Annotated in this window: 10 protein-coding genes; 4 read left to right on the top strand and 6 right to left on the bottom strand. The window is 71.5% G+C overall.

Going from position 1 to position 10281, the window contains the following annotated elements; translation table 11 throughout:
• Positions 1-186: 186 nt before the first annotated feature.
• On the bottom strand, positions 187-363 hold the full coding sequence (locus tag ACFWZH_RS01095; protein WP_384424165.1) for a hypothetical protein: 177 nt from the start codon (positions 361-363) through the stop codon (positions 187-189).
• A gap of 211 nt (positions 364-574) precedes the next feature.
• On the opposite strand from ACFWZH_RS01095, the gene ACFWZH_RS01090 reads away from it, so the two are divergent.
• The 3 genes from ACFWZH_RS01090 (at position 575) to ACFWZH_RS01080 (ending at position 3619) form a co-directional block, all read left to right on the top strand.
• Complete coding sequence (locus ACFWZH_RS01090) at positions 575-1447, top strand: GNAT family N-acetyltransferase (RefSeq protein WP_384424164.1); 873 nt, start codon at positions 575-577, stop codon at positions 1445-1447.
• 136 nt (positions 1448-1583) lie between these two features.
• Positions 1584-2267, top strand: coding sequence for a GntR family transcriptional regulator (locus ACFWZH_RS01085; protein WP_384424163.1), 684 nt, complete (start codon positions 1584-1586; stop codon positions 2265-2267).
• 98 nt (positions 2268-2365) lie between these two features.
• The gene (locus ACFWZH_RS01080; RefSeq protein WP_384424612.1) at positions 2366-3619 is read left to right on the top strand and encodes a nitrate/nitrite transporter; all 1254 of its coding nucleotides are present in this window, start codon (positions 2366-2368) and stop codon (positions 3617-3619) included.
• A gap of 69 nt (positions 3620-3688) precedes the next feature.
• Here the strand turns inward: ACFWZH_RS01080 and ACFWZH_RS01075 are convergent, their stop codons facing one another.
• Positions 3689-4513, bottom strand: coding sequence for a maleylpyruvate isomerase family mycothiol-dependent enzyme (locus ACFWZH_RS01075; protein ID WP_384424162.1), 825 nt, complete (start codon positions 4511-4513; stop codon positions 3689-3691).
• Positions 4514-4665: 152 nt separating this feature from the next.
• Positions 4666-5196 carry an LURP-one-related/scramblase family protein gene (locus ACFWZH_RS01070; RefSeq protein ID WP_384424161.1) on the bottom strand — a complete coding sequence of 177 codons (531 nt, stop codon included), beginning with the start codon at positions 5194-5196 and terminating at the stop codon, positions 4666-4668.
• 64 nt (positions 5197-5260) lie between these two features.
• Here ACFWZH_RS01070 and ACFWZH_RS01065 point away from each other — a divergent pair, with 64 nt between their 5' ends.
• Positions 5261-7075, top strand: coding sequence for an NHL domain-containing thioredoxin family protein (locus tag ACFWZH_RS01065; RefSeq protein WP_384424160.1), 1815 nt, complete (start codon positions 5261-5263; stop codon positions 7073-7075).
• Between the two features lie 51 nt (positions 7076-7126).
• On the opposite strand, the gene ACFWZH_RS01060 is transcribed toward ACFWZH_RS01065, so the two are convergent.
• The 3 genes from ACFWZH_RS01060 to ACFWZH_RS01050 all read right to left on the bottom strand — a co-directional run bounded on the left by ACFWZH_RS01060 (position 7127) and on the right by ACFWZH_RS01050 (position 10022).
• The gene (locus ACFWZH_RS01060; RefSeq protein ID WP_384424159.1) at positions 7127-7780 is read right to left on the bottom strand and encodes a hypothetical protein; all 654 of its coding nucleotides are present in this window, start codon (positions 7778-7780) and stop codon (positions 7127-7129) included.
• A gap of 148 nt (positions 7781-7928) precedes the next feature.
• Positions 7929-8813, bottom strand: a complete 885-nt coding sequence (locus tag ACFWZH_RS01055; RefSeq protein WP_384424158.1) for a helix-turn-helix domain-containing protein — start codon at positions 8811-8813, stop codon at positions 7929-7931.
• 177 nt (positions 8814-8990) lie between these two features.
• On the bottom strand, positions 8991-10022 hold the full coding sequence (locus ACFWZH_RS01050; RefSeq protein ID WP_384424157.1) for a hypothetical protein: 1032 nt from the start codon (positions 10020-10022) through the stop codon (positions 8991-8993).
• Positions 10023-10281 lie beyond the last annotated feature (259 nt).

Raw genomic sequence — 10281 nt, 5'->3', positions numbered from 1 at the left:
CAATGCTGCCGGGGTTTGTGGGGGGGTGGGTGCCGCGCCCCAGGGGGTTCATCAGGGGGGGTTTAGCGGGCCGGCGTTTGGGGCGGGGCGGGGGTTGTTATCCGTTAAACCGCCCCCCGGCCCAGTTTCACGTGAAACGGTGCCTGAGGCCGGCTCGGCGGCTCGCTCCGGCGTTGTCCGGGGTGGTCAGCCCCGGATGAGCTCCACGGCGCGGCTGAAGTGCGCCACCGGACCGGTCGGGCCGGACTCGTCGGCGTGCGCGGCGCCCCGCGTCAGCGTGAAACCCGCCCACAGGCTGGCGACGATCAATGCCAGTACGACGGTGTTCCGCGTCCGGCGGCCGGCGTTCGTCCTGGGCTGCATGGTCAACTCCCCTTGAGTGTCGGAGCCTCCCCGGCTCCATGCCTCCATTCACCCATGGGATTCGGGCCGATCCGTACGCGCCAGGTACGGACTCGCGTCAGACTTTAGGTGGACCCTACGTCCCCCTCCGGTCCCCCTCCCGAGGGCGGCGGCGGGCCGCGGCGCCGGAAAGGGTTTGCCGCTGCCGACCGGGCTGTCTACGGTCGGCGAAATGACCAACGACATGATCATCCGGCGCTATCGGGCCTCCGACCAGGACGTTGTCACCGATCTGTGGGCGCGGGCCGCACGGCAGGCGCACCCCTTCATCGAGGGAGAGGGCGCAGGCGAACGGGCCCGGGTCCTCCGCGAGGTGTACCTCGTCCAGGCGGAGAACTGGGTGGCCGAGCGTGACGGCACCGTCGTCGGCCTCCTCGGGATCCTGCCGGACGGGCGCGGGGAGTGCACGGAGGACGGGCCCGGCGCCGAGGTCGGCGGGTTGTTCGTGGCTCCGGAGGCCCAAGGCGGTGGCACCGGACGCCAGTTGATCGAGCATGCGGCGGCGCGGCACGGCGCGCTGGCCCTGGAGGTCTTCGAGGGCAACGCCCGCGCCCGCCGCTTCTACGCGCACCTCGGTTTCGCCGAGCGGGGGCGGCGGGTGGACGAGGAGACCGGCCATCCGCTGATCGCCCTGGAGCGGGTCGCGCCACTGCGGTCGGTGGGCTGGCTGCATCTGCGCGAGGGGCGGCTGCTGAGCGTACGGACGCGGGGGAACGACACGTTCTACCTCCCGGGCGGCAAGTACGAGCCCGGGGAGACCGCCCGTGAGGCGCTGTCGCGCGAGCTCTCCGAGGAGCTGGGGCTGGTGGTGCCCGCCGAGGAGCTGTCGGAGGCGTTCGTCATCCATGACGTCGCGCACGGCAAGAACGGCCGCCGGCTGCACATGACCTGTTTCACCGGAGGGCCCCAGGACATCGCACCGGTCCCGGGCCGGGAGATCGCCGAGTACGCCTGGTTCGACCGCCGGGAGGCGCGTGAGCGCTGTGCTCCCGCCCACTCGCAGGTGGTGGACCGGCTGGTCGCGCAGGGACGGATGCCGGGCTGACGGACGCGGTCCCATCCCGGCCGACCGGCTGCAGAGCAGGGCTCAATGGGTCCGCTACCTGGACAAATGCCCTCGTGATCGTCCGCATCGCGGGACCGGGTGTCGGACGCATACCTGTTGTATCTATCCTGTGCGCATGCCCTCCGCGTCCGCACCCACCGCCCCCGCCACCGAACCCGCCGTCAAGCAGCCGCCCGCCGCCGAGCGGGTCTATGCGCACATCAAGGACGCCGTCCTGGACCGCCGCTACGAGGGCGGGATGCTGCTCACCGAAGGCGAGCTGGCCGACGCGGTGGGGGTCTCGCGCACACCGGTGCGCGAGGCGCTGCTGCGGCTGGAGGTCGAGGGGCTGATCAAGCTCTATCCGAAGAAGGGCGCGCTGGTGCTTCCGGTCTCCGCGCAGGAGATCGCCGATGTCGTCGAGACCCGGCTGCTGGTGGAGAAACACGCCGCGGCCAAGGCGGTGCCCGCCGGCGAGCCGCTGCTCGGTGAGCTGACCGAGCTGCTGGAGACGATGCGGGAGCAGGCCGCGGCCGGCGATCTGGCCGCCGTCTCCGTCACCGACCGTGCCTTCCACGCCGCCATCGTGCGCAGCGCCGGCAACCAGATCCTGGACCGGCTCTACGAGCAGCTGCGCGACCGCCAGCTGCGGATGGGCGTGGCGGTCATGCACGCCCACCCCGACCGGATCGCCAAGAACATCGCCGAGCACGCGGAGATCCTCCAGGCGCTGCGCGCCGGTGACGCGACCGCCGCGACCGACGCCGTGCACCGCCACGTCAGCTGGGTCCGCAACCTCGCACAGGGAGACGTGCGATGAGCGGCGGCACCGGCGGACCGGAGAGCGCCGGTGGCTCCGGCATAGGCGGCGGCCCCGTCCGTCCGCTGCCCCTGGACCCGCCCGGCGGCCGTAAGGCCATGGCGGTCTGGGGCATCGGCGTCGCGGTCTACTTCGTCGCGATCACCTACCGCACCAGCCTCGGCGTGGCCGGCCTGGACGCCGCCGAGCGCTTCCACATCAACGCCTCGGCGCTGTCGACGTTCTCCATCCTCCAGCTGCTGGTGTACGCGGGGATGCAGATACCCGTCGGTCTGATGGTCGACCGGCTCGGCGCCAAGAAGGTGCTGACCCTCGGCGTCGTGCTCTACACCGTCGGCCAGTTCGGCTTCGCGCTCTCCGCGTCGTATCCCATGGCGCTGGGCTCGCGTGCGCTGCTCGGCTGCGGTGACGCGATGACCTTCATCAGCGTGCTGCGGCTGGGTGCCCGCTGGTTCCCGTCCCGCCGGGGCCCGATGATCGCGCAGATCGCCGCGCTGGTCGGGATGGCGGGCAACCTGGTCTCCACCCTCGTCCTCGCCCGCTTCCTGCACACCTTCGGCTGGACCCCGACGTTCGCCGCCAGCGCGGCCGGCGGTGTCCTCGTGCTGATCCTGCTGCTGCTCTTCCTCAAGGACCACCCGGAGGGCTTCGAGCCGCCGCCGGCGCCCGCCGAGCACACCGGCGCCGGGTTCGTGCGCCGGCAGATCGCGGACGCCTGGCGGGAGCCGGGCACCCGGCTGGGGATGTGGGTGCACTTCACCACCCAGTTCCCCGCGATGGTGTTTCTGCTGCTGTGGGGCCTGCCGTTCCTCGTCGAGGCACAGGGCCTGACCCGTGGCACCGCCGGTGAGCTGCTCACCCTCGTGGTGCTCTCCAACATGGCGGTGGGACTGGTCTACGGCCAGGTCATCGCCCGCCACCACGCCGCACGCATGCCGCTCGCCCTGGGCACCGTCGGCGCCACCGCCCTGATGTGGGCGATCGTGCTGTCCTGGCCGGCCGATCATGCGCCGATGTGGCTGCTGATCGTGCTGTGCGCGGTGCTGGGGGCCTGCGGTCCGGCTTCGATGATCGGCTTTGACTTCGCCCGGCCCGCCAATCCGCCCGAGCGCCAGGGCACCGCCTCCGGCATCGTCAACATGGGCGGCTTCACCGCGTCGATGACGACGCTGCTGGCCGTGGGCGTCCTGCTGGACGCGACCGGTGACAACTACCGGATCGCCCTCGCCTCGATCTTCGTCCTGGAGGCGGTGGGCGTCTGCCAGATCCTCCGGCTGCGCGGCAGCGCGGCCCGGCGTGAGCGTGAGCGGCTGGTCGTCAGCCGGGTCGAGGCGGTCCACGTCCCGGCGTGAGGTGGTGGCGGGGGCTGTTTCACGTGAAACATCACCGCCGGGACGCCCCCGCCCGTCTCCCGGTCTGCGCTACGGCGTGACCGCGAGGTTGTTCAGGATCGCCTCGGCCAGCTGATCGTCACCGTCGATCTTGACCTGCTCGGCGACGGCCGCCGGCCGGACCCGGCCGCAGGCCAGCTGGTGGAAGGTGTCCCAGTCCAGGGCGAACGTCACGGTCGGGCCGAGGGAGACGCTGCCGTCGATGGTGGCCTTGCCCTCGGCGTCGACGCGGACCGTGCGCAGGAACTCCAGCGGTCCGCTGACGTCGAAGACCACCGCCGAATCGGCGGGCGCCTGGGCCCTCTTGGCGACGACGCCGGGCAGCACCTTCACCAGCAGATCGCGCGTGACATGCGCGCCGGGGGAGTCGAGGTTGCCGGGCTTGCCGAGCGCCCGGCGCAGGTCCTGCTCATGGACCCAGACGTCGAACGCACGCTGCTGGAGCACGAATTCCAGCGACCGCTCCTCGCCGAGGGGGCTGCGCACCACGGCGTCCGGCTGGCGGGACTCGTTGCGCAGCTGACGGGACCGGCGGATCACGGTGTATTCGAGTTCGCTGACCATCTCCGGCCCGGTGTGGTGCCGGCGGACGTCGACCTGCACCTCCATGCGGCGCGCCGACTCGCTGCGCACGTGGTAGAGGTCCCGCGGCAGCGTGTGGATCGGCCGAGGGTCGCCCAGCATCTCGCATTCCAGGCCGATGATGTGGGAGACCACATCGCGAACGGACCACCCTGGGAGGCACGTCGCCCTGTTCCACTCGCCCTCGACGAGCGGGGTCACCAGCTCGGTTATCGCTTCTATGGAGTGAGTCCAGGCATCGATGGAGGACTGAAGGCTGGGATGGACGGTCACGGGACCCCTCGGACGGTTCGTACGCGGGCATGCTGTCTGTGCAGTTAAGTTACGCTGCGCACGGGCACCCCGGCAGTGCTTTCGGGGGACCATCGTAGGCGGATGTGCCACGGTCGTTGAGGGCTGCGGCCCACGGTTTCGGCGCCCGCCGCTCAGTCCTCCCCGCGCTCCCGCTCCGCCAGCCGGATCACACAGACCGCGAGGGCGATCAGCAGCGCCGGATCCGCGTCGTCCCGTACGACATTGACCGCATACGTGTCGCGCACGGTCAGCCAGCGCCGCGAGATCTCGGCGAGCAGCTCGCCGTCGTACTCGATCGCGAACTCCCGGTCCAGGATCTTGCCGCTGACATCCAGGTGGGTGCCGTCCACCAGCTCGACCCGGTAGTGGTTGCGCAGCAGCGAGAGCCGCTTGCGTCTGATGGTGGCCAGCGCCGCGTCGTCCCGCTCGATCGTCATGGTGTCGCGCAGGGCCAGCATCTTCTTGCGGATGGTGATCAGCACCCGCCGCTCGGGGTCCTTCAGCTCGAAGGTCTCGCGCAGTCGCAGTGCCTTGCCGTCCACGAGGAAGGCGTGCCGCCCGTGCTCGTCCTCGATCCAGTAGTCGTCGCCGATGCCGAAGATCCGGTCGCGTACGAGGTACTTGCGGGAGCGCGGGGGCTCGGCCCCGGGGGATGGCTGCATGGCTGAGGTGTTCCCCGGCGCCCCTGCGGAATGTGCGGGCACCGGAGTGACGTTGAATGTCCACATGGCTTCACGTGCGCGCGTCCGGGCCCCCGAGCTGATCGGCAAGGGCGGCTGGCTGAACACCGGAAACAACGAACTGACCCTCTCCGACCTGCGAGGACGCATTGTCGTCCTGGACTTCTGGACGTTCTGCTGTGTGAACTGTCTGCATGTCCTGGACGAGCTGCGGGAGCTGGAGGAGCGGCACCGCGACACCTTGGTGATCATCGGGGTGCACTCCCCGAAGTTCGTGCACGAGGCCGAGCACCAGGCGGTGGTGGACGCCGTCGAGCGCTACGGCGTCGAGCATCCGGTGCTGGACGACCCCGAGCTCGCCACCTGGAAGCAGTACGCGGTCCGGGCCTGGCCGACGCTGGTGGTGATCGACCCCGAGGGGTATGTCGTCGCCCAGCACGCCGGCGAGGGCCATGCGCACGCCCTCGCCAAGCTCGTCGAGGAGCTGGAGGCCGAGCACGAGGCGAAGGGCACGCTGCGGCGCGGCGACGGCCCCTATGTGCCGCCGGAGCCGGTCGCCACCGATCTGCGCTTCCCCGGCAAGGCGGTGCGGCTGCCGGACGGCGGCTTCCTCGTCTCGGACACCACCCGCCACCAGCTGGTGGAGCTGGCGGCGGACGGCGAGCGGGTGCTGCGCCGGATCGGCAGCGGCGCACGCGGTCTGACGCCGGACTCCTTCAACGAGCCGCAGGGCCTGGCGCTGCTGCCCGACGGACGGGTGGCCGTGGCGGACACCGTCAACCACGCCATCCGCGTCTTCGATCCGGCCACCGGTGCGCTGGAGACCGTGGCCGGCACCGGCAAGCAGTGGTGGCAGGGCTCACCGACCTCGGGTCCGGCCCGCGAGGTGGCGCTCTCCTCGCCCTGGGACATCGCCTGGTGGCAGGACCGGTTGTGGATCGCGATGGCCGGGGTGCACCAGCTGTGGACGTACGACCCGGCCACCGGCACGGTCGAGGTCGCGGCCGGCACGACCAACGAGGGTCTGGTGGACGGCCCGGCGGCCGAGGCCTGGTTCGCCCAGCCGTCCGGGCTTGCGGCGGCCGGCGACCGGCTGTGGATCGCGGACTCGGAGACCAGCGCGGTGCGCTGGGCGGAGCGCGCCGAAGACGGTGACGGCGGCGGCTATGTCATCCGTACGGCCGTCGGCACCGGCCTGTTCGACTTCGGGCACCGCGACGGCGCCGCCGGTCAGGCGCTGCTGCAGCATCCGCTGGGCGTGACCGCGCTGCCCGACGGTTCGGTCGCCGTCGCGGACACCTACAACCACGCGCTGCGCCGCTACGATCCCGCGAGCGGCGAGGTCACGACGCTGGCGACGGATCTGCGCGAGCCGTCCGCCGCGGTCCTCGTGGACGACGACATCGTCGTGGTGGAGTCGGCGCGGCACCGACTGACCCGGTTGCGGCTGCCGGAGGAGGCGGTACGCGTCGAGTCGGTGGCGCATCGCACCCAGCGCGCGGCCACCGCGGTCGCCCCGGGCGCGCTGCGGCTGGAGGTGGTCTTCCAGGCCCCCGCGGGCCAGAAGCTCGACACCCGCTACGGCCCCTCGACTCGGCTGCTGGTGAGCGCGACACCGCCGGAGCTGCTCGCCGAGGGCGCGGGCGCGGGCACCGACCTCGCGCGGGACCTGGTGCTCGCGGAGGGTGTGCCCGAGGGCGTGCTGCACGTCTCGGCGATGGCGGCGTCCTGCGACGACGCCCCGGACATCGAGTACCCCGCCTGCCATGTGCACCAGCAGGACTGGGGCGTTCCGGTCGAGGTCGCCGAGGACGGGGTGGCCCGGCTGGGGCTCGTCCTGGCGGGGCTGGACGCCCAGTAGCCGGCGGCGGGGGCCGTCGCGGCCCCCGCCACGGTCGGTGACCGCCGCCGGTCAGTGACCGGTGTTGGTCTTGATCTCGGCCAGCTTGTCGGTCAGGTACCAGTCGCCGACCTTGGCGGTCTTGCCGACGGACGGCAGGCTGGCGTACTGCGAGAAATTGACGGTGGTCGACAGACCGCGCTGGGTGGGCTCCGTGGCGTTCATGAAGCCGATCTTCACCAGCTTCTGCTTGGTGCCCTTGTCCGCGGCGTTGGTGGTGGGGATGCTCGCGTAGGCGTTCCCGCGCGCCGGGACCTCGATCCGCTGGGAGTCGCCGAACGACGGCGGGCCCTCGAAGTAGCCCAGCGGCTGCTTGGAGGTGCCGAAGTACAGCATCGGCGAGTTGTAGAGGTAGCAGGAGCGGCTCTTGCTGTTGTGGTACTTCACGATCACGTGGCTCGGGTTGGTCCGCGTGGTGAACGTGAAGTCCGCCGAGGTGCCGGTGGTGCAGTAGGTCGGCTTGCGCGACGCCGCCCCCGCGCCTGCCCCCGCCGCGGCCGCACCGCCACCGATGATCTTGCGCTTCTTGCTCTTAGAGGACGAGGAGGAGGACTTCTTCGACTTCTTCGAGTGGCTGTTGCAGCCGGTCAGCGCGAGCGAGCCGGCCAGCCCGAGGGCCAGCGCGGCGTACGCGGCGGAGCGGCGGCGGGTGCGGCGTGCGGTCATGGGTGGGTCCCCCAGTGGGTCACTGCGATCAATGCGGCGTGTCTGTCATGGCACGGCCACGATATCGATTGCGGTCCGGTACGCCAGGGCGGGTTCGCCCGGCGGGGTAGTGGTGCGGCGTCGCCGCAGATCAGAGGGGTGAGAAGGCTCAAGATCCGTTCGGACAGCTGGGCAGCGGGGTGTTTTCGAGCTGTTCGGGACGGATCCGGATGCCGGGCACCCACATCTGCTTCCCGGCGCGATCCACCCGGAACCATATGCTGCTGTGCCCGCCCACCTCGTCGGTGACCGTGACCCCGTTGGCGACCCGGCACAGCGCGCGCAGCACCTCGCCGTGCCAGACGTGTCCCACGACGTTGGAGCGCCGGTAGACCCGGTAGGGGTCGCGGGCCAGGGCGAGTGCGCAGTTCTCGGTGTGCCGGTGCTGACAGGCGCGTTCGACGTTGTGGACGGTGATCTCGGCGGATGCGGTGCCCTTCGCCCCGGTCTGTGGCCCCCGCGCACCGGTGCCATCGGCGTCCGGTGCGTCGCCGGACGAGGTCAGTGCCGGCACCGCCAGGGCCGCGGCGGCGAGTACGGCGGCCGTCCCGAGCGCGGCGAGGACCAGCCGCAGCCGGCGCCGACCGGCCGTCGGCGCGGCCTCGGCTCCGGCCGGGTGCTCCGCGCCGGAGGTCCCGTCCCGCTCCTGGGCAGCCGGCTCACCGCGCTCGCCCGCGTCCGCGGCTTCCTGGGCCCGGTGCAGCAGCTCGACCAGGGCGGGCAGCCGGTCCTCGCCGGTGAAGGAGAGCTTGCACCACTGCACCAGCAGCCGTTCGTCGGGCAGGCTCTGGCCGCGCAGATAGCGCGACAGGGACGAGCGGCTGGCGGGCAGCCGGCCCTCCAACTCCTTGAGGCTGTAGCCGAGTTCACCGTGCATACGGCGCAGGGCGGCGACGAAGTCCCTTGCCGGACCGGAGAGTTCGTCGGGAAGGGGGGCCAGGGGCTTGCGACGGGAGTGGGCGGCGTGGTTCTGATGGCCAGGCACGTCCCGCATTCCAGCACAGCGGACATGCGCGCGCGAGGGGTACTTCCGCTCCCCTGTGGCGGAAGTACCCCTCGTTACACGATCCGGATCGGACCCGGATCGGTTGGTGACGTTTCACGTAAAAACCGCGTAGGTTTCACGTGAAACAGCGTCCGGTCTTCCGGCGGACCGCACGCCCGGACCGGGTCAGTCGCCGAACGTCACGGGACGGTAGGGCTTGAACTCGGCGTCACCGCCGGGAAGTCCATAGGTCAGCGTCCGGTGGTCGGTGCCGTGGCCGCCGCGCTGCTCGAAGGCGGTGTACGAGGAGTGCGCATCGTTGTTCCACTTCTCGAAGATCACCACATGCCGGTTGTTGTTGTCGCCGGCCGCGTCGATGAGCAGGTCACCGGGCTTGAGTTCAGCCAGCGAGACGGGCCGGGTGAGCTTGCGGTCGGTGGCCAGGCCCACGGTGTTGGTGCCCGGCGTCGGCAGCCCGAGCGCCATGGACGCATAGCCGGAGCAGTCCTGCCGGTAGCCGTCCTTCCAGACCTTGGCCTGGCTGTACGGGACCTGGGCGCCGTTGTCGGCGGTCAGCCAGGTGGCGGCGCGGTTGAGCGCCTCCTGGCGGGAGCCACCCGGCTGCGGATGCCCGCCACCGCCCTGGACCGGTACGCCCGGCAGCCGGTCCTGCGGGATGTCCACCGCGACCACGCTCAGGAAGCCGGTGACCGGACCGGTGAGGTGCGCCATGAACGTCGAGCAGGCGCTGCCCTCGCAGACCTTGCGGCCGGTGTCGACCTGGTAGTCCGCGGTGATCCGGTCCTGCCCCGGCGCGGTCTTGTTGATCATTCCGACCGAGGGCGAGTCGACGTCCGCGGTGGCGTGCACGGCCCAACGGGTGCCCCAGGTGGGGAAGTCGGCGGCGGCCGCGGTCTGCCGTATCGAGCCGGCGTCCGCGGCGCGAGCGGTGCGGGCGGAGCCGAGGGCGGACGTGGTGGCGGACGTGGTGGCGGTGTCGCGGGAGAGCTTGGTGCCGGCCGCGGCAGGTCCGCCTGTGCTGCCGTGGGCGAAGCCCGCGAATCCGGCGACGCCGATGCCGGCCGCGGCGACGGCGGGCAGGACCCTGCGCAGCACGGTCCGGCGGAGCGGGGACCGGCCGCCGCCCGTGCCACCGCCGCCGGTGCGGTCCGCGGGGGTCGTGGAGTCCGCCGGGTGCGTGCCGCTGTGCTCGTACATGCCAATTCCCCTCCGTATGCGGCCGGTCGACCTGGTGGTCGCCGGCCGATGGTGAGCCGCCGGGCAGTCCGTTCGCGGCGACGGGGACCATCGTGGAGGGGGGTGCGGCAGCCGGCCGGAGGTTCTTCGTCCCATGGGATGTGCCGGGCCTGAGCACGGCTGTGACCTGCGAAGACGTCAACGTCATGGGATAAGGCGGGCCGTTGTGCGAGACATGACGGGACAGCGGGCAGGCGAAAGGGCGCCCGCTGGGGGATTG

Origin of the sequence: Streptomyces sp. NPDC059008, assembly GCF_042749045.1 — a bacterium.
Classification (GTDB): domain Bacteria; phylum Actinomycetota; class Actinomycetes; order Streptomycetales; family Streptomycetaceae; genus Streptomyces.
This window is presented reverse-complemented; position numbering and strand designations above follow the sequence as displayed.